Source organism: Xenorhabdus ishibashii, assembly GCF_002632755.1.
Classification (GTDB): Bacteria; Pseudomonadota; Gammaproteobacteria; order Enterobacterales; family Enterobacteriaceae; genus Xenorhabdus; species Xenorhabdus ishibashii.
This window is the reverse complement of sequence record NZ_NJAK01000001.1, coordinates 1000774-1023844: the sequence shown is the minus strand read 5'-3', so window position 1 is coordinate 1023844 and position 23071 is coordinate 1000774. Positions and strand designations below refer to the sequence as shown.

Here is a 23071-nt window from a genome sequence, read left to right as displayed (position 1 = left end):
GATAAATGAGCGGAATGAAAACCGGCAGATTTATTGGTGACGACTTAAGTACTCAGGATAGAAAACATTTCCAGCGTGATATGTGGCTTTTCCAGAAACTACATCCCGTTTTATAGCAACGAAAGAAGAATTACTTAGATGCTCTGGTATTTGATGGGTACTATCATTGGAAGCAGGATTAAGAAGAGAAATTTTTACTCTACGTTTAGAATTACTTAATTTATAAGGCAAACCTAACAACCTTCTTGCAGCTCTATTACTTAACATAATTAACTCCGTTTCAGTTGTACATAAGCTTCCCAGTATAGCGACTTATTAGAAAATTGATATGATTGTTTGTCAATATATCGTCAATGTCACATATCTTGCGAATAAAGCCTGATAGCTCTCAACTAGAAAAATAATATTATGGTACTTATTTTTATCTGCTCGTACTATGGGTTTCTTGGGGATCTTTATATTAGAATAAGTTTTAAATCAGGATAGTAAGGATATCAGCTAATAATATTGGCCTTATATTGTCTAATATTTATATATCACCTTATTTTGGCTTATATAAATTGGTGATAAAAAACAATCAATTTCTATTTATAAAATAAAAAAAACAGCACCTTAATATACAAGATACTGTCTTTCTGAAACGTATTAATAGTAATGTTTACTACCTACTGATTTACTCTTCAACGCGAACTGATTTGCCATTAAAGGCAACAACTTTACCGGTGGTAATTTTGCAGCGTTTACGAGTTTCGAGTTGGCTATCAACTTGTACCAAACCTTCTGCAATCACGGCCTTCGCTGCAGCACCACTCTCACACCATCCTTGAAATTTCAACAAGTCACATAACTCGACATAAGGGTGGCCATCTAAATAAAAAATTTCCATCAATAACCTTCAGTTGTATCTACATCATGATATTCCTCGCAAGCTTGCAAGGTATTTTGAATCAGTGTTGCAACGGTCATCGGCCCGACACCACCAGGTACAGGGGAGATCCAACTTGCGCGTTCTGATGCCTTATCGAAATCCACATCACCGATAACTTTGCCATTTTCCAGCCGATTAATGCCAACATCAACCACAATTGCACCTGGCTTAATCCACTCACCGGGAATAAAGTTTGGCTTACCAACAGCAACGACCAGTAAATCCGCCTGTTCGATATGCTGACGCAAATTTTTGGTAAAGCGATGCGTTACTGTGGTTGTACAGCCTGCCAATAGCAATTCAAGGCTCATCGGGCGCCCAACGATATTAGAAGCACCGATAATAACGGCATTTAGTCCATAGGTATTGATATTGCAGCGTTCAAGTAGAGTTACAATTCCACGGGGAGTACAAGGGCGCAGTTTCGGGGCGCGCTGGCACAGACGACCGATATTATAAGGGTGGAAACCATCCACATCCTTATCAGGATGAATGCGTTCCAGTACTTTGACATTATCAATGCCGGCAGGTAAAGGGAGTTGAACCAAAATACCATCGATTTGCGCATCGGCGTTCAGATCATCTATCAGGGAGAGTAATTCAGCTTCGCTGGTAGTATCAGGCAGGTCATAAGAGCGGGACATAAACCCGACTTCTTCACAAGCGCGGCGTTTGCTGGCGACATAAATTTGAGAAGCAGGATTTTCTCCCACTAAAACGACGGCAAGACCTGGCGCTCGTTTTCCGGCGGCAACACGTTGCCTGACTTTTTCTGCAACTTCGTTTCTGATTGTCTGCGCAATCGTTTTCCCATCAATAATTTTTGCTGACATGTATTTAAGATTCCACTATCAAGTATAGGAATGCGTGCTATTTTGTCAGAACATGAACCGCCTGTCAGTTTTATTAATAATCATAAAATGAACATATGAGCGAAAAGGGCATTGACTCATTCCATTATGCCCGTATAATCCGGTGCTGCGTTAAGGCATTAATAATGTTTCTTATTCTATATACCATAATGCGCCCTTAGCTCAGTTGGATAGAGCAACGGCCTTCTAAGCCGTAGGTCACAGGTTCGAATCCTGTAGGGCGTGCCATCCCTTCATATTGTAACGTCTTCCGAAGTCTACAAAACCCCAGTAAATACGCAGTGTTGGCCTTTTCCCGTTCTCCTATAGTCTAGTAAGGTATGTTGAAATCTACGATCTTATAGGGGTATATTTAGGGGTACATTCAGGTTCAATGAAGTGAGATACCCCCCATGAAGCTAACAGCCCGACAGGTGGACACTGCAAAGCCGAAAGAAAAACCCTACAAACTTGCAGATGGTGGCGGACTATATCTATTAGTTAACCCTAATGGCTCTCGCTACTGGCGGTTAAAGTATCGGATCGCTGGCAAAGAAAAATTGCTCGCGTTAGGGGTATATCCTGAAATCTCCCTTGCCGAAGCTCGAACCAAGAGAAATGATGCGCGGCGGACGCTATCGGATGGTCATGATCCGATAGAGGAAAAAAGGGCTGAAAAAGCAGCCAAAGTATTTGCGGTCAGCAATAGTTTTGAATCCATCGCTATTGAATGGCACGAATATAAATGCCCAAACTGGTCACAAGGGTATGCCGAAGACATACTGGAATATCTGAAAAAAGACATCTTCCCGTATATTGGTAAACGTGCTGTTACCGAGATTAAACCTGCTGAAATGCTGGCTGTGCTCCGAAAAATGGAGCAACGCGGTGTTTTGGATAAACTGAAGAAAACCAGACAGGCGTGTCGGCAAATTTTTACCTATGCCGTTATTACCGGACGGGCTGAATTCAATCCCGTTACTGACCTTGCCAGCGCACTGAAAACTCCCAAACAAAAGCACTTCCCACACCTTTTAGCCGACCAACTGCATGATTTTCTTATCGCCCTGAGTGGTTATAGTGGTAGCCAAGTGACGCAATCAGCAACACGTATGCTGATGCTGACCGGAGTACGTACTATTGAGCTGAGAGAATCGGAATGGGCTGAATTTGATTTCGATAACGATCTCTGGCAAATCCCCGCCGAGCGAATGAAAATGCGTCGCCCTCATATTGTCCCACTGTCAAATCAGGTTAAAAGCATTCTTATTAAACTGCATGAGATTACAGGACGCGGGAAATACGTTTTCCCCGGTCGTAACGATGCGGGTAAGCCAATGAGTGAGGCAGCCATCAATCAGGTTATTAAGCGTATTGGTTATGACGGCAGGGCAACAGGCCACGGTTTCCGCCATACCATGAGTACTATCCTGCATGAGCAAGGCTATAACACAGCTTGGATTGAAACTCAGCTTGCTCATGTTGACAAGAATAGCATTCGTGGTACTTACAACCACGCTCAGTATCTGGATGGTCGCCGGGAAATGCTGCAATGGTATGCGGATCATATGGAGATGCTGGAACGAGGCGAAAATGTGCTGATTGAAAAATTTGGCAAAAGGGCGTAAATATATGATGATTTTTTGCGCAAGTGTGCTCGTGGCACACGAGCTTGTTTTTTATACATAATGCCAATTAAAAGCCAATATTTCCTGAAAAAATAAATTCAACAAATTGGAAAAACAATTAACGCTGTTCATTTAGTCTTGCTTTTTAAATAATCCGCCTGTCATCAAACAACGTCCACGATGAGCGCTCAAGGACTCGGTAACAGGAGAAAAAATATGACAATGACAGCACCGAAGGAAAACCTTATTCGTTTGCCGGAAGTTCAACGCAGAACGGGTTATAGCAAAGCGTGGATCTACAAATTGATTAGTACCGGAGAATTTCCGAAACAAGTCAAACTCGGCTCCCGTTCCGTCGCCTTTGTTGAATCAGAAATTAATAACTGGATTGCGCAGCGGATCGCGGAATCGCGAGCGGCATAACAGATAAAAGCACATGACATAAGAAACGTAATATAAAAAAACAACGCCCCAGTGTGGTGAGACACATCTGAGGCGTCTGACCAACAACCGTTATCCGGAGTAACGATGATGGCTGATATACAGCATACCCAAACTCGCCCTATATTTACATCTTCAGATATCACAGGCAACCAAAAACCGCTTGACCTGATCCAGACCGTGAAAAAATCCGCTATGTATCATTGGGAAAACCTATTGCCTGCCTGTGGTATCGATATCCCAGCGAAGGGCAAACATAGTGCTTGCCCTGTCTGCGGTGGCACCGACCGTTTTCACTTTATTGATGATCACCATCATGGCAACTGGCATTGCCGCCAGTGTGATTATCCAAACTATGGTGATGGACTGGATTTAGTGGCAAGAACCAAAGGAATTTCCATCACTGAGGCAGCAAAAATCATTGCAGGCGTACTGGCATTGCCTTTGCCAGAACCCAAGCCCTCCAGAGAAACCATTCAAACTACGCAGTCAATTGCCGAAAAAGTGGCATCACTAATGGCACAAACTGTCGCTGGTCAATCGCCCTATCTGGCTGCAAAAGGGCTGGATTTTCCTAATCAGCGGCTATTGCTCAATAATTCGACTTTGTTGGCACTGACAACACTGGATAAAAAAGTAACAGGTGCGCAGATTATCACACCCAATGGAGAGAAAAAATTACTGTCTGGCAGCCAGAAAAAAGGTGCATTTATTTCTGTCTCAGAACTGGAAGATCATCCCGATACAGTGCTCATTACCGAAGGTTACGCCACAGCGCTCACAGCTAACTTGCTCTATAAAGGTACTGTTCTGGCAGCATTGGATGCAGGTAATTTGTATTCTGTCGCTAAAGCGATTCGGGAACGTTGGTCAGACACAAAAATTATTTTGGCAGCAGATAATGACTGGCATCATCCCGACGAACTGGATAAGCACGGCAAACTCAAAGTAAATATCGGCAAGATTTCAGCAGAAAAAGCAGCTCTTGCGGTTAAGGGTTGGGTCACGTTACCACCGACAGAGTATACAGCCGACTGGGACGATTACCGCCAACAACATGATGTGGAAAGGGCAAAGCTGGCCTTTTCTCAGGGGCTTTATCAACCCGTACCAACAAAGAAAAAAGCAACCACTCAGCCCAATGATACCGAATCTTCCAAGCTGACATTATGCCAAATGGGAGCCAGCCAGCGCGGAGAAGTATTACTGGCACGTTATGACGGGGATTTAGCACTGGATGGGTCTTCGGAAACCGTTCATCACTATGACGGCATTGTCTGGCGTCCGGTTAGTGACCGCGATTTAAAACGGGAAATGGTGGCTGCTTTCATGGAAGAGAAACTGCCGTATTCACCGCATGGTATCAGTTCTGCCGTAGATGCCCTGAAATTGCAGCTTCCCATGATGCAACCACCAGAACGCCACTTAATCGGATTCAGTAACGGCGTGTTTGACCTGAAAGCCTGCCAGTTCCGACCTCATCGTAAAAGTGACTGGTTACTGCTTGCCAATGATGTTGCGTTTAATCCCCCTGTTTCGGGGGAGACTCTGAAAAATCATGCACCGCAGTTCTGGCGCTGGCTTAACCGGGCAACAGCCAACTGTGAGCACAAATTTGATCGGGTACTGGCAGCCCTGTTTATGGTGCTGGCGAACCGTTACGACTGGCAGCTATTTCTGGAAGTTACCGGGGCTGGAGGCAGTGGCAAAAGTATTTTTGCTGAAATCTGTTCCATGCTGGCAGGCAAAGGCAACACGGTTTCTGCAAGCATGGCAGCACTGGAAAACCCACGGGAAAGGGCGTTGATTGTCGGTTATTCTCTGATTATCCTGCCAGACCAGACCCGCTATGTAGGCGATGGCTCTGGAATCAAGGCAATCACCGGCGGCGATGAAGTTGCTATCGATCCGAAGCATAAACAACCCTATTCAACCCGTATTCCTGCGGTCGTACTGGCAGTAAACAATAATGCCATGAGTTTTAGCGATCGCAGTGGTGGTGTGTCACGGCGTCGGGTAATTTTCAATTTTTCTGAGATTGTACCGGAAAATGAACGTGACCCACATCTGCGGGATAAAATTGCAGCAGAATTGCCCGTCATTATCCGGCATCTACTGCATAAATTCGCTGATCCACAAATTGCAAGGCGATTACTGGCAGAGCAACAGAAATCGGAAGAAGCACTGGATATCAAACGTGGCACCGATCCACTGGTCGATTTCTGCGGCCACTTGATTGCATCTGATGAAGCTGACGGCCTGTTAATCGGTAATGCGGAAATTATGCCGTTCAATCCCCGCAAATACCTTTATCATGCCTACCTTGCTTACATGAAAGGCAATAACCTGAATAAACCCGTTTCCGTAACCCGCTTTGGCATGGATATGCCGGGCGCACTGGCAGAATACAATCAGCAATACCTGCGCAATAAAAGCAAACACGGCATTCGCAGCAATTTGAGCCTGAACATTGAAACCGCTATCGAGTGGATGCCAAAACTGACAAGGAATAACCTGCCAGAAGAATAATTTTTTTCTTTATTGCTGATAATTTTCAAAGGAATATAAAAAAGTGTTCACTACTGTTCACCCTGTAATTTAAATCAGATATATCAACCTATTATAGGGTGAAGAGTTATTTTTAAACTGTTCACAACTATTCAACCCTGTTCACCTTTTTTCAGCTTTGGGGTGAACGGTTGGGTGAAGAGTGGTGATGAGTTCAATTTCAAGTCATCACCCTTTAATAATATGAATTTAACGCGATGCTCGACTTTAACACCCTATAACCTTGGCTTGTTGGAGCCAGTCGCGTTGATTTTTTCCTTGTTTAAAATTGGCAAAAATACCCAACGTGTGAGAAAGCAGTTTTCTGGCTATTCGATTACTCAAGTGCCACAAGTCCCGTGCCCAGCACTTTTCGATAGCAAATTGCCCGGCGAGTTGGCCAATGACGGTTTCAATTAAACGTCGCCTGGCATTAATGCGCTTTCTCGTCTCTCTGGGGACAGGGTCATCCATATTGGCACGCACCGGGGTTATCATTTCAATGCCTTCTTTTTTCATTTCTTGTTTAAATTCAGTACCTAAATACCCTTTATCACCCAGCAAATAGCCTTTTATCGGGCCGATTACATCCCAGGTTGCTTCACGCTCACTGACATTGGCGGGTGTCAGCGTAAACCCCGTTACCACGCCGGTTTCATCTATCATAAGATGCCCTTTAAAGCCGTAGTAAGTTTCGTTTTTGGCGGCGCAGTACCCATAATCGGCTTGTCCTTTAAAGTTGGCACTGCCTTTTGCTCTTTTGAATCCACAGACGGACAGCGGAAATCCGTCGATAATATGTACCGGCTTGTCGAACGCGCCCAATAATCTCGCCAGCTTTTCTTGCAGTTTTTGTTTGACAACCCAAAGATTAGAGGCTTGTTTGGCAAAGTTAGCGCGTGAACCTAACCCCGGAAACCATGCGCGCCAGTGGGTACAAAAATACGTCCAAATGCCTTTATCTGTTGAAAATCCTAAGAATTCACCAATCACTTCCATCGCGATGACTTCCGCATCACTCAACTTAGGTGGGATCCCCCGGCTCCTCAATCGTGTGCCTTGCTGTAACGCTGTTAAATTATCGTCTACCCAACAAAACACCCAAATGATAAAATCTTGCTGTGACATAGCCCTTGTTCCTTTATTTCTCTCAGTTTGGCGACTTAAAGTTATAAAGGAGTGGCTATGTCATTTCAACTCACCTCGAAAGTCGAGCATCGCGTGAATTTAAATAAAATATTTAAAGGTGAACAGGGTGAACAGTTTTATCCCTATTTCTTTAATACGGTGGGGGTAAACAAAAAAGTTTTCTCTGGCAGGTGTTTTTCAACTCTCCGATTTACCGGGGTAATGTATTAGCCCGGTAAATCGGAGAAGACAAGCGCAGCGCGTCAGTGCGGTTTAAATATGTTTCGCTTTGTGAAATTAACACTAAGTAATTTCCTGGTTTTATTTAAGAAGAGTGATTAATCACAATTTATCGGATGTACTTTTATTCATCGTTGTATGTGTAAATAATTCTACTGTATCCTGCTAAATAACGTACCTAAAGTCTGCAACAATGATTTCATCATTACATGACTTTTGATAGTCAGACTCTCATTAAGGATTGATATACCCAAAGATTATGGAGCGTACAAATGAACAGGGTAATTGATAAAGTCAGTCAGCGACTTGATCGCTCTGGTTTAGTATTTACGCTGATTACAGAAAATCTACCCGAACAAACCTTTGCTGTTGTTGATTTTTCCCTACACGAATCACTTTCTTCCCTCTTCCGTCTGGAAGCGACCTTGACCTGTAAAACACCGAATCTGGTCAGCCAAAAACCGGGCATTAACGTTGCCGATGTTCTTGACCGGAATGCTGCTTTTGCCGTTCACCGTAACGGGCAGATTGAACGACAAATCACCGGAATGGTGACGCACTTTTCACACATGTCTACCGGGCGACATACCAGCCACTACCATATCACTATTCAGCCTCTGTTATGGCGCGCCTCGCTGCGGGTCAATAGCCGGATTTTCCAGAACCAGTCCGTGATGGATATTGTGGAAACCCTGCTTAAAGAAAATGGGGTACGCAATGCTACATTTTTGGTGGGTTACAAACACCCGCCACGGGAATTCTGCGTTCAGTACGATGAAAGTGATCTGGCTTTTATGCAGCGTTTGCTGGCTGATGAGGGCATTTTCTATTATTTCACGTTCGACCAGGAACAGCATGAGCAACGCATCGTTTTTCATGATTCCTGCCTGTCGCTTAATAACGTGATCACTGTTCCTTATCGTCCTGAAGCTGATGTTACTGGCTCAACAACAAGCATTCAGCAGGTTAGCTGGTCAGAACAGGTTGGTGTTGCCACCGTGACAACCAAAGACCGGACATTCAAGAATCCACGTATGAACCGCGAGTTCTGGTATGAAGGGCATAATCTAGCCAACCAGCGCACGCTGAAAAACTACCACTATTACGATTTTCCCAGCCGTTATAAAGATGAAAATTTGGGGCAACAAGTCAGCCAGTATCGTCTGGAATACCTGCGCCGGGATACGCAGCTAGGAAACGGCAATGGTGACTGTTTTGCTATGTGGCCGGGGCAACTGGTTAATTTTGAAGATCATCCCAATGAAACCTTGAATGACCAATGGCAATTAATTCAGATAACCCACTCAGGCCAACAACCTCAAGCTGATGAAACCCAGCACGGCGGCAGTGGCACGTGGCTTTCCAACCAGTTTACTTTCACCAGCCGCAAAAACTCCTATCGCCCTTCTCCCTATCCGAAACCCAAAATGGAAGGGCCGCATATTGCTACTGTCGTCGGGCCGGAAGGCGAAGAAATTTTTTGCGATGAATATGGGCGCGTCCGTATCCAATTTGACTGGGATCGGTACGGTAAACTTGATGACAGCAGTTCTTGTTGGGTGCGTGTCAGTCAGGCATGGGCAGGGCCATTGATGGGCATGATCGCTATTCCCCGCATTGGTCACGAAGTTTTGGTGGATTTTATCCACGGTGACCCTGACCAGCCGATTATTGTTGGTCGGGCATATCACGCCAATAATCTTCCGCCGAATCGACTGCCGATGGCAAAAACACAAATGTCAATCCGCTCGAAGACGCATAAGGGGCAAGGATTTAACGAACTGCGTTTTGAGGATGAAAAAGATCGTGAAGAGGTCTTTATCCATGCTCAGAAAAACCTCGCCATTCAGGTGCTCAATTCACGCGACGAACGCATCAACTATAACCGCACAACCAGCATCGGGCATGACGATGAATTGGTTATCGCCAATAACCGTAAAGTCACGGTTGAAGGCCAACAGGAGCATAAAACTGCCGGCAGCTATCTGGAACAGATTGACGGCGACCGTGCGTTACAAATCAAAGGCGATTTGTCTGAAAAAATTCAGGGTATTGTCAGTATTGATGCGCAGGGAGATTTGACATTACAAAGTGGCAGTAAGCTGACTTTGCGTGTCGGTGGGAGTTTTGTGGTGCTTCATGCTGGCGGCATCGATATTAAGGGTGCCGCCATTAATCTGAACTCCGGCGGTAGCCCCGGTGATTTATTGGCGCCTGCCAACCCTGCTATTTTGCTCGCGGCAGCCAGTGAAGGTTCAATGTTCGTCGCGCACTGTCCTCTGAAAGATAAGGAGAATCAGCAATGAGTCAGGAAAAACTCTACGCCATTATTGATGGGGCAGCAGAACCGGATTTATTTTTAGCCTTAGAGCGTTACGATCCGCCTTCTGCCTGCCTTTATGGTGAACCGCTCCAGCCTGAGCTGGTTAAAATCGCACCCTATCTGGTACAGGTTACTGAAGAAGTTAAAATCTGGCTGGAATGCCGCAGAACGCCGTGGGGTATTTTTGTTCACAGCGAAGCGGACATGAAAACCGTGCGGCAACATTTACGCAAATACCTGCAAGTATTGCTACCTAAACAGGAAAAACCCGTTTTTTTTCGCTTTTACGATCCGCGTAATATCTGGGATTTTCTCGGCATCTTGAGTGACTGGGAGCTGCATTGTTTTTTAGGGCCGATATCGCGCATTACGACACTTTATCTTGAGGCTGAACGCACGGATAACTTTGCTAAGGTGAGAGAACCTTTTCCCGTTGGTGCAACCAGCAAACGAAAAATGCTTGTTATCAACGAAGTTCAGTTGGAAAAAATACAGGCCATTTTCACTGAACGTTATATCGAAAAATTAGCCGGGTTTATCCCTGACTGGCTGGAAAAAGCGCCTTTTAACTTTATTCCTCACATCGATACGGTGGAATGTGCCCGGCAATTTTTTGACTGGTTCAGTGAAAACGGCATTACAGATGATCGTAATGTTCGTGGATTACTCCAGTTCTTTATCCTCCGGCATTACCTCACACTTGATGATCTGCCGAAAGCAATCTATTCCCAATTAACTGAGTACGGTCAATCGGGGCATATGCGTGCCGAACGTTTGTTAATTCAAGAATTGGGTCAAGTACCGCTTTAATCAAAAACAGAGAAATTACTATGGGTAACGCAGTTAAAATTGGCGATATCGGCACAGAACACGGCAATTGTTCCGCAACGCCTGTTATTACCGGAGCCAGTACCGTCAAAATTGATGGTGCTTATCTTGCGCGACAAGGTGATGCATTAGTACCTCACAATTCTCATCCACGAGCCATTTCCGGTGGTTCAGGTTCTGTATTTATTGAGGGAAAGCCTGCCGCCAGAACAGGTGATGCAGTGGATTGTGGTGGCGTTGTGATTGGCGGCGGCAGCGTCAATATTGGTTAAGGAGAAATAAAATGACATCAACAAAAGCAGGGTCAGCAGTCTGTGATTGTGATAACCCGGATGATTGTACTCATAAGATTGATGTAACACTGGGAGATAAAACGTTTAGTTATGAACAACTGTTTCCTTTTCCTGCTACATTGTATTATGTGGTTCCTAAACCGGAAGATAAAGCGGATAAACCTAAAATTCCTATAAAGTTAAGTGCCGTTAGTAAGGGCTGTATTTCGCACAATCCAAACTGCCCCATTGGGAATTTATCGGGTGAAAATGGAATGCCTGTAGCACAATTCTCACCTAATAAACCGTATGCAGGAGAGTTGGTCTATTCAAAGAAAATTAGTGATTTTTCCCTTATGGAAAATAGTCCGATAGTTATTTTACAGCGTTTTTTGAGCAGAGACTTTGGCTCACATATTGAAGAAGAACGTTTTTATGTCAGAGCAGATGAATGCTCAGGAAAACCATTGATAGATAAAAAATACAAACTGGCGGATAAAATTTTGACCGCCACAATAGGTAATAAGGCGATTCTTGGTTCAGACATTCACCTTGTCCTGAATGAAAAACAGGAATTTAATGTTGCTATTGGTGCATCAGAGGAAATTGAAAAACTTACCGATGAGCAGAGAAGGCAACAACAAAAAGAGACCAACAGAAATAATGGAATGCGACATAAAGGTTCACAAGGATGGCGCAGAAATACAAAACCTTATGAAGTTCGTAATTCACTAACTATCGAGGGAAAAATCACGGCCGAAAAAGGCACTGAAACACGTAGCTGGTCAAAGGAACTTGAGTTTGAGTTCAAAAAAGGGAAAAAGAAATTAGGGCCAATTGATACTGCCATCGATAGTATTGGTAAATTCAATGATCTTCTTGCGTTCGGGCATGATCAAGATAAGTTCCGGGTCATTAATTTAGATCTTATTTATCCTTTAATTAATATTAGTGGCAGTTATGAGCTTGCGCACAGTGATAAATATGAAATTTTCTATAAATATAATGCTGATATTACGGCTACACCCTTAGTAGGTTTAGAATTACGCGCCGATGTTATTCAGATATTTGCTGCCTATTTTAAAGTCAATAAATTGGTGGCTAAAATACGTGAAAAGGGAGAAGAACTCGAACAAGAAGTTAAGCAAGGTAAAAATGGAGCATTCTATGGTGCACAATTAGATTTAATTCTCAGTGGCGATTTGAGTGTTATGTTTGGTTGGGAGTCTGATGATAAAGGTGATTGGTCTTTTAAAAAAGATACGATGTTAGAAACTGGATTTGGTATCAGAGCTGAAACCAATATTCGTGGGGGTGTTCGCTATTATGCTGTTAATGGCTATTTTGATGCTTCTGCACAAATAGCAGCCAAAGTATTAGTGGCACTAGAATCTACAGAAAAAAGTATGGAGTTAATACTTTATCATGATGGAATACAAGCGTCAGCGAGTATTAAATATGGGGCAAGCATTAAACTCAAAAAAGATGATGAAAATCAATGGGAAGTACCTATAGAAGATGAATATGAACCAATGGAAAAACCTTGGGTGTTTCAAGACCCACTACCAAAAGAAAAATCTACTTACAGGATCTCTTTGGGGTAGCTTGTTATTTTTTGCATTATTAATGACAATAAAAACCGCATTAGGGAAACCAACAATGGAACATAAATATCTCGTCTCATTTAATACTCAGCGTAGTTTATGTATTTTAAAAGTAAATGGGATGTTAATGCTAGAAAACACATCCTCACGGACAGGAACAGAATCAAGTGGTTATAATATATCGGCTTTTTTGGAGAATGGATCTAATACAATAGAATTATTAATGGGTCGTATATCAATTGATAGAGATACAGAAAAATTTCATCCTGAATCATGGTGTGAAGCGACAATTAGAAAAGTTGCTTCACATGATGAACAAGGTGAAATTATTAGTAATATCAAGTTAACTGTGGATGATAACAGAAACGTTATAACGAAAAATTCGATAAATTTAAATGAAAAATTTGATTATGCAAATTTATCCACAAAAAAAGGAGAGAAAAATTTATTTTCGGCTCAAAAAACATTTTCAGTAAATAGTTTACCAAATTGGATGTGGATAAAAGCGCAGCCAGTTACTGATAATGATTTACCAGCTATAAAAGCATTTTATCAAGAGATTAGTAGTGCTTTTTCTCATCGTGATCTGGATAAGGTATGGAAAATGAGCCAGCCAGCATGGGAGGAATGGGCTATAGCAGACAATAGTAGCGCAAAAATATTTTTTGATTCGATGGATTTTGACGAAGATATAAGTGGTAATTTTTTTATTAAAGAACCTGAGTGGAATAAATATAAACTGGTTAGTTATAAAAATGGTCGTCTATTCCGTTTAGAAAAAGGTGTTTTTGGTTCTTCTCCTGTCATCTTTCACAACAAGGAAAATGGGAGAAATACGACTTATAATCCTTACTTATCTATAATCAATGGCAAAATCGTTATTTCAAGGTAATTAATTTATTAGGCTGGTCAGTTATTAATAATACTGGCTGGCCTTGTTTATACTAATTTAATAAAATTATTAAATCATCATTAACATGGTTTTAATAATGATTTCGTTAGATAAATCATATGATGAAATATATTATAACAATATGGTTAGTTTTCACTTTAATAGTATTTTCCCGTTATAATAAATGATTTTTATCAAATAGCAATATCTATTATTGCCACAATTATAAAAATCAGGTAGTCTAAATCAACTTAAACGCTTTTTAGCGACAGTAAAACTCCCGTAGCCTGAAAGGGAGAGCAAAATTGCGGTACATCTGCCCACCTTTGGAAGCAGATATTGCCAAGACATCTAAACCCTCGTCTGGCAATGAAGGTCTCTTAAACTAAAAATACGCCCAAAAGGTGTTTTATCTTGTCACTGAAGTGTGTTGAACGTGGGTTCGTACACTGGCGTTTCAAATCAACATAAATCCTATTTCTCTTCAATGAACAACAGGATAGCTTTTGCGTATCTGTTCATACTTTTATCTATCCCTGTTTGAATTATTCAACAGACAATTTTTCTACAGCTAATCCATCAACATGACTACCGTTTGACATTTAACCTTACGGCGTTTTGCTGTGCCTGATGGCACTTCAACGTTCGCACGATTTTTGTTGATTGTTTACAGAACTCAAGGCGTCACTTTTTGCGGATTTATCGCTGAAAGTGACGCCGCAACCAAAGGATAACACAGCTCTGACAGGCTCATGCCTGCTTAACCACACAGTGAATCTGAAACTGCATTTTTAGATTGAAAAAGGAGAACTTGACGATATCGAGGCTGGCTTTTCGCCAGTGGGGATGACCTGCTTATACAGGCGGCAGTACAGCGTACTCAACCGATACCCCGCAATACCTCAACCTGCGTTCACTCTGGCGCACAGATATTCGTCAAGGATAAAGCAGATATTTTCTGTTTTGTCCGCATTGTCGCGCGCCAGAGATCGCATGTTGTCAGGTATCAATAAGGGGAAGCCAATGAGCCGATTGATTAAGGAATTAAAATTTTTTGCCCGGAAAGGTGGAGGCAGTCATAAGACCTGTCACGACCGTATTCGGATCGCCGGGCGTTTGGGTGCGCTGTTATTGAGCCTGAATATTCAGGTGAAAAGTCTCAGCCATTTGAAAGCCAAACATGTAGAACAGTATGTTGATGCTCGCTTATCTCAGGGAATTGCCAAACGTACGGTGCAAAATGAAATGTCCGCACTGCGTAATATCTTCCGCATGGCAGGCCGGGAGAAACTTGAAACCTCGCTGCGTTTGAGTAATCAGGCATTGGGATTAAGCGGCACCAGCCGCGCTGGGACAAAACAAGCGATCTCTGATGCCATGTTTCAGATGGTTTATCAGAAGGCGCTTGAACGTGATGCCGGATTTGCCGTCACATTGAAACTTACTCGTTTGATGGGCTTACGTTCTCAGGAAGCGGTGCAGTGTAGTGCTTCGTTGAAAAGCTGGCGGAAACAATTAGAGCAGCCAGAACCAAAACTGCATGTTGTCTTCGGTACAAAAGGCGGCCGACCAAGACAAACCTGTGTACTGAATGTTACAGCGGTAAAAGAAGCTGTAGAACAGGCAATTGCCATTGCAGAGCAACGTGACGGCAGGTTGATTGATAAGCCGGATCTCAGGCAGGCCATGAACTACTGGCGAGCACACACCACAAAAATTGGTTTAACCGGTTGCCATTCTCCCCACAGCCTGCGCTATGCGTGGGCGCAGGATGCTCTACGTTTTTACCAGCAAAATAGTTTTAACCGTCAGGAAGCACGGGCACTGGTTTCAATGGATTTGGGTCATGGTGATGGTCGGGGGCGTTATGTCGAACGGGTTTATAGTCGTTAAACTTAGCCGTTCGGTTATTGAGTCCGATAATACAATCAGTTAAAGTATTCACGCCATTAGCAAAATCTAATGGTCAAGGCGTCGCGGCCTTGTCACTCATAGACACTGGCAGAAATTTTGCCAGTGTGCCTGTTATCGCCTTTTCAATGGTGATTCAGGTGGGGGAGACGTAAGTCTCGCTGGTTATGAGTGCCAGTCCGCGAACCCTGTCTGAATCGCCACCATTAATGATTAAATTATGGAAGGGGTAACAGGAATGAATAACAACAATGTTCAAAATGACTGGCACCAAGCTGATATCATCGCTGCATTACGTAAACGTGGTACAACCTTAGCAGCTCTTTCTCGTGAAGCGGGACTGAGTTCATCGACACTGGCAAATGCACTCAGCAGGCAGTGGCCTAAAGGCGAATGGATAATTGCGGATTATCTTGGAATCCACCCTTCGGAAATCTGGCCGAGTCGGTATTTTGATATGTACGGCCAGCTCATTGAGCGCAAGGTTCGTAAAGTTTCTGTTGAATAGCTTTTAATGTTTATGAAATAGCCATGAAGCAAAGTAATGTTTATATCTATTTTTTGGTTGCCTTGGCTATTCATTTTTTTAGCTTATTTGTATAAAGATAGTGTTGAAATACTAAAAGGTATTTAAATAATTAATATCCCATGTATCTTTGAATTATCTTCTGTAGTTTTCTACTATGAATTTTAGCTTTTTCTTTTATTTCGTATTCACTCTGCCCATTAACTGTTGCTATATCATAAAGAATAATTGGCTCGATATATTTCATTTGAGAGTATTCTGCTGATCTTTTAATTGATTTAAGAAAGCTATACCAATCTAACTTGAAGATGCAGGTTTTAAAATCTGAAAATTATCAGTCAGTCGAGTCGTGAGCTCTTTCGCTTTTTCTGGCAAAGTGACATGAAAAAAGTGACGAAGAGTTTCACGGAAGGTCTTCGCATCCGGAAAATAGATATTGTTACGCACTTGCTCATTCATATACTTCCACAATCGCTCTATCGGATTGAGGTTTGGGCTGTAAGGTGGGAGGTAATGCAATTCAATATTCAGGACATACGCAATATCTTTCACCAACTCGGCTCGATGGTAACCCGCTCCATCCAAAATGAGGTGGATTTTTTGCGAAAGCGGGTAAGTTTCCCGGAGCGCACCGAAGAAATAGGCGATATTTTCGGCATTGATGCGCGGATATTCACGGATCACGGTGTCTTCAATCCGTTGTAAATTCAGGGCGCCCAGAATATTGAGACGGGTACGACTGCCGGTGGTTTCGATCCCTTTTACCTGATTTTTTCCTGCTTTCATCCAGCCATAGCTGAGCTTTGTGGACTGTGAAGGATGCACCGCATCAATAAATAGGATCGGTTCGTTCTGCCCCGCTTCCTCTTTCAGCGCCTTGTAGTCATCAATAAATTGTTGCTGTTTGTGCGCATCGAATTTATGAGGAACACCCTTGGGTTTTTTATAGCTGAAACCTTGCCGGTGAAGCCATTTTGTCATTCCGCCCACGCTGAAAGAAACCTGCCAACGGGCTTGGACATAGGCCACAATTTGGGTTGTGGTATGCATCAAATTGGCGGTCAAATAATCAATCAGGGCGGCGGTTTGTTCGGCAGAGAGATGGCTTTCAGAGCCGCCATTTTCTGGGGTGAGCTTTTCCTGCGCGATAAAATCTTTCAGGTGACGGCTGACCGTACTTTCATGAATACGCAAGGCCTGTGCAATCATCTGAGCAGTCCAACCTTCTGAGGCCAAAAGCACCGCCTTAATGCGATCACAGACTCGACTGTCGCGAGTAGTATCATGCATCAATTCAAGGGCGTGTTTTTGTTCTGGTGTCAGAGGAATTTTCATGGTTGCAAGCATGATCTGGTTTGAATAAGAAATCAAGCATCTTCAATGGCGATTGGTATATCTATAAGAGATAGGTTGTTATCTTTTTTAAAGTTTTTTTCTGGTTGTCCTATTGTAAGACTGGGCAGAAGTCTTTTATTTTTTAATTTATCTCCCTTTGAACCATAAGCAAATTGATAGGTGAAAACTTCATCAAACCAAATTTTAAGGATTGCAGGCATATTAAACCAGTACATTGGATATTGTAAAATGATTAAATCATGTCTTAATAATGCCTCTTGCTCAGAATTAACATCGATATTGTAATTTGGATTTAATTGATAAATGTTACGAATTTCAAGATCAATGTTGCTATTTTTCAATTCATCAATAATTGTTTTGTTCGCAATTGATTGTTCAAAATTTGGATGAGACAATATCATTAAAGGCATATTCAATTTCCTTGGTTTTATTTTTAAAAACTATCAATTTGATAGTTGCTATAATTAGTTTATGATGATTTTTTTCTATTACAATAACTATCCAGTTAGATAGTAGAGCGGAATTTATGGTTGAGGTTACAAAAGGTGAAGCCTGCCAAGTTTCATTGAATGGGAAGAATTATCCTTGCCCTGTGAGTATGGCTATGGATTTGATAGGCGGTAAATGGAAAGGTGTGATTTTGTACTATTTGAAAGATAAAAATAAGAGATTCAGTGAGTTAAAAAAAGATATGCCTCACATTACGGAGATGACGTTAAGTATACAACTTAAAAAGTTAGAGAAAGATGGATTGGTTTTAAGAGAAGTATATGGAGATAAACCACCAATTAAGGTTATTTACTCTTTGACGGATTTTGGGGAGTCATTTAAACCCGTTTTGGAAGCTGTATCGGTATGGTCACATGAGATATCAAGAGATGCATAGGTTATCTTGATATGACTATTTCATTTTTAGCAAAAATTACTTTATTGATGATATTTTTGCAATAAAAGACCTGCTCTCAACAGTGCCAGTCAAACAGAAATTAGACAAACAGAGGCAAAATAATATGGGGGTATTAGAGGGGGTACGATAGAAAATTGAACTAACTAAAATCATTTAAAAACAACAAAATAATGAATTTTATCGAATCCTGTAGGGTACCATTAAAAATCAAGCACTTATCCCTACTTTGCAACTACTATTTTTCCCGATTGGGACGGATTTGGGACGAGATTTCCAAAAAGCTCATCAATTTGACGTGCGTGTTCAGTCAAATGATTAGGCGCTAAATGAGCATATCGCCTGACCATTTCAATTGACTCCCATCCGCCCATCTCTTGTAAAATTGATAATGGAACGTCTGACTGAACCAGCCAGCTAGCCCACGTATGCCTCAGATCATGGAATCGGAAATCTTCTATTCCAGCTCGCTTTAATGCGGAGTTCCATGCTGTGTTATCATCAACACGCATCTTTCTGATATTAGGCATTACTATTCCATCGGGATTAGTTGATGATTTAGTATGGACGAACATGAGATATATTCAGCTCATTTAATTCATTCGCTGCGTCGATAATATCCATGTTATTTCTCGCTATTTTCTGGGGTGGGTAATATCATTACTTGCTTCCCATCCAGCCTTAAATGCTTCCCAATAATTCTGGGCTGGCATGTTAAAATAATTTCCATTACTATCTTTTTCTAATGCATTTTCAAAATAACGAAACTCAGTTAAAAGAAATTTCTCAAACGATTCTCTACATAAATCTGAATTAGTGGTCATCATTCCTCCGTGTTGCTGAAAATACTGGTTCGAATTCCATTTCAATATTAAATGTTCCGAATAATTCGCCATTATTAAATATGGTCATCTCAATAGGCCAGCTATCCTCAAATCCATCAAGATTGGCATAATAATCATCGGCACATTCCTCAGCCAAATAATCGGGATATGAATCATCCCATATTGGATTTTCTAATTCATATCGGTCTGTCGGATCTGCTAAATCATTATCGCCTGTTACTGCGTATTCTATTTTTCTCATCTAAACTTCCTGCATATATTCGCTGCCCGTTCGCACATATCAGTATCAAACCAGCCGAAGTGACAGGTGTTGAAACTGATGTCCAATTGACTTGCTAACCATTGATACGCTTCCGTGCGCTCTAAATTACGACTCCTCACGACATCATCGAAATACCGATGTGCCGATGCTCTGGCCTGTCGGGTTTTCTTATCTGCCAGTGACCCCATTGGGATATCGGTTTCCGGATGAATACTGACACGCGCACCACATGTCCAGCAGTGATATATCCAACCCCAAATGAAGACTGGATTTGTGTGGGAACTTTAGATAGGTATGGTGTCGATAACGTATTAAATTACATGACTCCTGGTGCCAGAACGATAGATGGATTTAACCTAGCCAGAGATAGTAAGAGAAGAAGGGGTGGAGGGACTATTTTTATTCCTGCTGGTGATTATTATTTAGAGGACGAATTAGTTTTAGTCGATTTTGTTAAGTTTGAAGGGGAAAGCGATAGAATAACCCGCTTATTTGGTTCCCCTAATGTTAATGGTGAAGGACGGGCGGTAGTTAGATCATGTTCAATTCCAATTACAAGTAAAGATTTGCCAGAACCTTTATCCCATACAGGAATAAGTAACTGCACAATTAATGGTAGTAATACATGGGATTGTTGCCTATATGTTAGGTTAACTACAAACGAATCCAGATTTAATAATGTAACCACTCAGTCTGCAAAACTTGTTAATACAAATATAATATATAGTTGGTATGTGAGTATGAATAATCATGCATCTCGTGATGCAATGAATTATGGTATCATTATTGGTAGGGCAATATTTAATGAATCTGGTTCAGAAGAAGTTAATGCATGCAGCTTTTTAAATATGAGAAGCAATTACTCCGGACAAAATGACAAGTATCATCCAACTAATAACCCATTTGCTGGTGCAGGAATAACAATATGGATAGCTAATTCATGTGCGTTTGATTATCTGGGTGCTGAGAATTCATATGGGGTTGGAATTTTGGCTAGAAAGGGAATCAATTCAACATTAGGTGATATATACACCGAAGCCAATGGTAAAGGTAGTAAAGCAACTGAAAAAATTGGTTTATATGTCATAAATGCTGATTCAGCACCATTACTAATCAATTATTTAAACCTGACATCAGAACAGAAAGTTTTTTTAGATTTAAATTCATTATTATCGCTTGGTTATATATATCGTCATAGCTTTGAAAGTGGTTGTTTTTTAGGCGGTGGTGAGGTGTTTTTGAGAAATCCTAGAAACGCAAACCTTTTATCAAATAATGACTTAGCATACGTGAGCAATATTAAATCATTGACACTGTGTTCTTTTGCTAATGTATCAATGACTAGTTATACAGCACTTGATAGTTTAGTTTTCTATAATGCTCTGGAGAGAATTTCTGTTTCATTTATTTTTAATCCACGTGTGACGTTTAGCCACACGGATTCGATTATCATCAGAATACTAGTTGATGGAAATAACATTGATATCAATTTCGGTCAGTCTTTTACTAAAGACATACAAGTGACAAAAAAGGTTATCATACCAAAGGGTGTTGTTCACTTTAAACAGCAAAGTAATTCATTGCCTGACACATCAACCGGAGCTAGCGCAGATATGTTTCTTGAATATTACCATATTGACGGTTTCCCTATTTATAACTATTAGCAACAATGATAGTCGCGGAAATTTTATTCCGCGACTCTTTTGGCTTGACTAGCGCTGGAATGATAGCTAAATATAGAACAGGGAACACGAAGGAAATTTTACTGATCAAAATGCAGCAAAACAATATTTTCATTGAAGCCCCTTTAATCTTCCAAAAAAGGTACACTATTGGAATTATTATAAGCACACCGAACTTTAACACCAAATAACTTATAAGCCCTGCATCATTAAGGGCTGCGACAGAATATTCACCTAATGTAATTTCTTTATATAAGCTATTTGGAATATTGAAATATCCAGCACCAAAAATATTAACCAAGCCATGTTTGTCGAAGTAAATTATAGATATTAAATTGTATCTAGAGCCTGATGTTACATCAAATTTATATATCAAATCATTAATAAATTTAAAAATAAAATCATAATTTATTGACGATAGGAGAAGTGCTAACAGGAATAAGAATACAGCATATTTTATTTTTATTTTATTGAAAAACAAGGCAAACATGATCCCTATGAACAACAGAACTCCAATTGTAGAAAAATTAAGGAGTATAGTAATGGTTGCTATATATATTAATGATTTTTTTACGTTTAGTGATATTCCAGCCATTATAATGCATGTAATGGCTGATGCATATGTTGATGGTTCAACATATAATCCGGTAGCTCTGTAATTCAATTTTCCTGATAGCTCGCCGCCAAGTATGTAGTTGATGTACCTTGATGGCTCTCCGGTGATTGGATGAATAAAATCAATATAATAATCAGTCAAATACACAATTATCATTTGAGTAAAAAATAAAACTACATGGATAGCAAGGACGGCAGAAACAGCAAATTTCAAATCACTGATACCTGCTTTTTTTGAGCATATCCTATACAAAGAAAAAATTATGACGTATAAAATGAAGGAAAACAATAAGTTGTTATAGAATGACTCGACAGATGCGTCAGATTTGTCATCAGAAATGACTAGAAAATAAAGGGCTGAAATGATTATGAAACCAGTATAACATGATGCTAACATCAGCTCCTGTTTTGACACACTAATTGTTTTTGCCTTTTTTATAGTATAAAAAACCAACAAAAGCATAGCTGGAACATAGGCATATGTAGTATGATTTAATAGAGATAATAGGAATATTGATATGAACAGTAAATATTTCATTTTTCCAAAATTTACTATATTGATGTTAAAATCACTGCATTATAGACTATGATTTAGCTTTTTCCCAATTTTAATGAAAAAGGTTAGATCTAAAGCTATCTGTAGATTTATTTTTAGACCTAAAAAATATAATGGTAAAGAAAATGCTTATTATTACTGGCGAACCGAAAGATTACTATCACGTTGATGGTGATAGCATAATTATAGATTTGCAGCCAATCATTGATGGTATAACTAAGTCTATTAACAATGAAATGGATAGAAGATCGGTTGATGATTACATATTAATATGTAAAAATTTTTTTTCTTCTGAACCCGAATCAGTACAAAAGGCAGTTGAGGAAAAATTGATGCAGGTATCTAACGATTTTGCTCATGAAGCTGAGTCAGCCACAAAACTGACGAGTCTTACTGAGATACCAAAAACATGGAAAGAGTGGTTTTTGGTTGTCGGGTTTGCGTTTTTGTTTTGTGTTGCATTTGTTGTGCTTTCTGTTATTGCCCTTCCTTTTATCGATCACCCGTAATCGCACCCCGGCTATAGTCGGGGATATTCATTCGAATCCGGAAACCTTTTTCTCACAACGACACGCGATTTTTCGTTTTCCTTCTTTTCTTTCACCACTTTATGTTAGGCATCCTATCAATGTAATTGGCTATCTGCTGGGCCGAATGGGTGGGCGTAGGATAGCCGGAGGATTCTGTGTGGAATTTGAGGCAGGGGGATTAGCTGAATCAAGGCCTAAATCG

The 23071-nt window shown here is 41.0% G+C and carries 23 protein-coding genes, 1 tRNA gene and 1 pseudogene; 14 read left to right on the top strand and 11 right to left on the bottom strand.

What is annotated here, in order from left to right; genetic code table 11:
• Positions 1-30: 30 nt before the first annotated feature.
• The 3 genes from sra to folD all read right to left on the bottom strand — a co-directional run bounded on the left by sra (position 31) and on the right by folD (position 1761).
• A complete protein-coding gene (gene sra, locus Xish_RS04785; protein WP_099116935.1) occupies positions 31-267 on the bottom strand; it encodes a stationary-phase-induced ribosome-associated protein in 237 nt (78 codons plus the stop codon).
• 406 nt (positions 268-673) lie between these two features.
• Positions 674-886 carry a ribosome-associated protein YbcJ gene (ybcJ, locus tag Xish_RS04780; protein WP_099116934.1) on the bottom strand — a complete coding sequence of 71 codons (213 nt, stop codon included), beginning with the start codon at positions 884-886 and terminating at the stop codon, positions 674-676.
• Complete coding sequence (folD, locus tag Xish_RS04775) at positions 886-1761, bottom strand: bifunctional methylenetetrahydrofolate dehydrogenase/methenyltetrahydrofolate cyclohydrolase FolD (RefSeq protein ID WP_099116933.1); 876 nt, start codon at positions 1759-1761, stop codon at positions 886-888. Before folD ends, ybcJ begins: the two co-directional genes overlap by 1 nt.
• Positions 1762-1951: 190 nt before the next feature.
• Between folD and Xish_RS04770 the strand changes: the two genes are divergently transcribed.
• The 4 genes from Xish_RS04770 to Xish_RS04755 all read left to right on the top strand — a co-directional run bounded on the left by Xish_RS04770 (position 1952) and on the right by Xish_RS04755 (position 6377).
• A tRNA-Arg gene (locus Xish_RS04770) sits at positions 1952-2028 on the top strand.
• Positions 2029-2192: 164 nt separating this feature from the next.
• Complete coding sequence (locus Xish_RS04765; RefSeq protein WP_099116932.1) at positions 2193-3407, top strand: tyrosine-type recombinase/integrase; 1215 nt, start codon at positions 2193-2195, stop codon at positions 3405-3407.
• Positions 3408-3623: 216 nt separating this feature from the next.
• Positions 3624-3830, top strand: coding sequence for a helix-turn-helix transcriptional regulator (locus Xish_RS04760; RefSeq protein WP_099116931.1), 207 nt, complete (start codon positions 3624-3626; stop codon positions 3828-3830).
• A gap of 108 nt (positions 3831-3938) precedes the next feature.
• The gene (locus tag Xish_RS04755) at positions 3939-6377 is read left to right on the top strand and encodes a DUF5906 domain-containing protein (RefSeq protein WP_099118671.1); all 2439 of its coding nucleotides are present in this window, start codon (positions 3939-3941) and stop codon (positions 6375-6377) included.
• Positions 6378-6623: 246 nt separating this feature from the next.
• Here Xish_RS04755 and Xish_RS04750 read toward each other — a convergent pair whose 3' ends face one another.
• The gene (locus Xish_RS04750) at positions 6624-7523 is read right to left on the bottom strand and encodes an IS982 family transposase (protein ID WP_099116351.1); all 900 of its coding nucleotides are present in this window, start codon (positions 7521-7523) and stop codon (positions 6624-6626) included.
• Between the two features lie 512 nt (positions 7524-8035).
• On the opposite strand from Xish_RS04750, the gene tssI reads away from it, so the two are divergent.
• From tssI to Xish_RS04715, 7 genes are all read left to right on the top strand, one after another.
• Positions 8036-10069 (top strand): type VI secretion system tip protein TssI/VgrG, encoded by a 2034-nt coding sequence (tssI, locus tag Xish_RS04745; protein WP_099116930.1) that lies wholly within the window; start codon positions 8036-8038, stop codon positions 10067-10069.
• Positions 10066-10896, top strand: coding sequence for a DUF4123 domain-containing protein (locus Xish_RS04740; protein WP_099116929.1), 831 nt, complete (start codon positions 10066-10068; stop codon positions 10894-10896). Before tssI ends, Xish_RS04740 begins: the two co-directional genes overlap by 4 nt.
• A gap of 20 nt (positions 10897-10916) precedes the next feature.
• Positions 10917-11186, top strand: coding sequence for a type VI secretion system PAAR protein (locus Xish_RS04735; RefSeq protein ID WP_099116928.1), 270 nt, complete (start codon positions 10917-10919; stop codon positions 11184-11186).
• A gap of 11 nt (positions 11187-11197) precedes the next feature.
• Positions 11198-12790, top strand: a complete 1593-nt coding sequence (locus Xish_RS18885; RefSeq protein ID WP_244185923.1) for a hypothetical protein — start codon at positions 11198-11200, stop codon at positions 12788-12790.
• On the top strand, positions 12711-13682 hold the full coding sequence (locus Xish_RS04725; protein ID WP_141553948.1) for a hypothetical protein: 972 nt from the start codon (positions 12711-12713) through the stop codon (positions 13680-13682). Before Xish_RS18885 ends, Xish_RS04725 begins: the two co-directional genes overlap by 80 nt.
• A gap of 1023 nt (positions 13683-14705) precedes the next feature.
• Complete coding sequence (locus tag Xish_RS04720; protein ID WP_099116927.1) at positions 14706-15575, top strand: integrase domain-containing protein; 870 nt, start codon at positions 14706-14708, stop codon at positions 15573-15575.
• 256 nt (positions 15576-15831) lie between these two features.
• Entirely contained in the window at positions 15832-16101 is a 270-nt protein-coding gene (locus tag Xish_RS04715; RefSeq protein ID WP_141553947.1) for a helix-turn-helix domain-containing protein, read from the top strand.
• 315 nt (positions 16102-16416) lie between these two features.
• Here Xish_RS04715 and Xish_RS04710 read toward each other — a convergent pair whose 3' ends face one another.
• Complete coding sequence (locus Xish_RS04710) at positions 16417-17454, bottom strand: IS630 family transposase (RefSeq protein ID WP_141553946.1); 1038 nt, start codon at positions 17452-17454, stop codon at positions 16417-16419.
• Positions 17455-17486: 32 nt separating this feature from the next.
• Positions 17487-17885 carry an NAD(P)H-dependent oxidoreductase gene (locus Xish_RS04705; RefSeq protein WP_099116925.1) on the bottom strand — a complete coding sequence of 133 codons (399 nt, stop codon included), beginning with the start codon at positions 17883-17885 and terminating at the stop codon, positions 17487-17489.
• Positions 17886-18001: 116 nt separating this feature from the next.
• Here Xish_RS04705 and Xish_RS04700 point away from each other — a divergent pair, with 116 nt between their 5' ends.
• Complete coding sequence (locus Xish_RS04700; RefSeq protein ID WP_099116924.1) at positions 18002-18361, top strand: winged helix-turn-helix transcriptional regulator; 360 nt, start codon at positions 18002-18004, stop codon at positions 18359-18361.
• A gap of 242 nt (positions 18362-18603) precedes the next feature.
• Here Xish_RS04700 and Xish_RS04695 read toward each other — a convergent pair.
• The 4 genes and pseudogenes from Xish_RS04695 to Xish_RS04680 all read right to left on the bottom strand — a co-directional run.
• Positions 18604-18954 (bottom strand): annotated as a pseudogene (locus Xish_RS04695) (site-specific integrase); the annotation flags it as partial.
• Positions 18955-19014: 60 nt separating this feature from the next.
• Positions 19015-19206, bottom strand: a complete 192-nt coding sequence (locus tag Xish_RS04690; RefSeq protein ID WP_141553945.1) for a hypothetical protein — start codon at positions 19204-19206, stop codon at positions 19015-19017.
• Complete coding sequence (locus Xish_RS04685; RefSeq protein WP_099116922.1) at positions 19193-19465, bottom strand: hypothetical protein; 273 nt, start codon at positions 19463-19465, stop codon at positions 19193-19195. Before Xish_RS04685 ends, Xish_RS04690 begins: the two co-directional genes overlap by 14 nt.
• Positions 19462-19734 (bottom strand): zinc-finger-containing protein, encoded by a 273-nt coding sequence (locus tag Xish_RS04680; RefSeq protein ID WP_279625654.1) that lies wholly within the window; start codon positions 19732-19734, stop codon positions 19462-19464. Before Xish_RS04680 ends, Xish_RS04685 begins: the two co-directional genes overlap by 4 nt.
• Positions 19735-19761: 27 nt before the next feature.
• Here Xish_RS04680 and Xish_RS04675 point away from each other — a divergent pair, with 27 nt between their 5' ends.
• Positions 19762-21150, top strand: a complete 1389-nt coding sequence (locus Xish_RS04675; protein WP_141553944.1) for a hypothetical protein — start codon at positions 19762-19764, stop codon at positions 21148-21150.
• Here the strand turns inward: Xish_RS04675 and Xish_RS04670 are convergent.
• Positions 21134-21997, bottom strand: a complete 864-nt coding sequence (locus Xish_RS04670; RefSeq protein ID WP_141553943.1) for a hypothetical protein — start codon at positions 21995-21997, stop codon at positions 21134-21136. The genes Xish_RS04675 and Xish_RS04670 overlap by 17 nt on opposite strands.
• Before the next feature lie 467 nt (positions 21998-22464).
• Between Xish_RS04670 and Xish_RS04665 the strand changes: the two genes are divergently transcribed.
• Positions 22465-22848, top strand: a complete 384-nt coding sequence (locus Xish_RS04665) for a hypothetical protein (protein WP_099116918.1) — start codon at positions 22465-22467, stop codon at positions 22846-22848.
• The last annotated feature ends 223 nt before the right edge of the window (positions 22849-23071 follow it).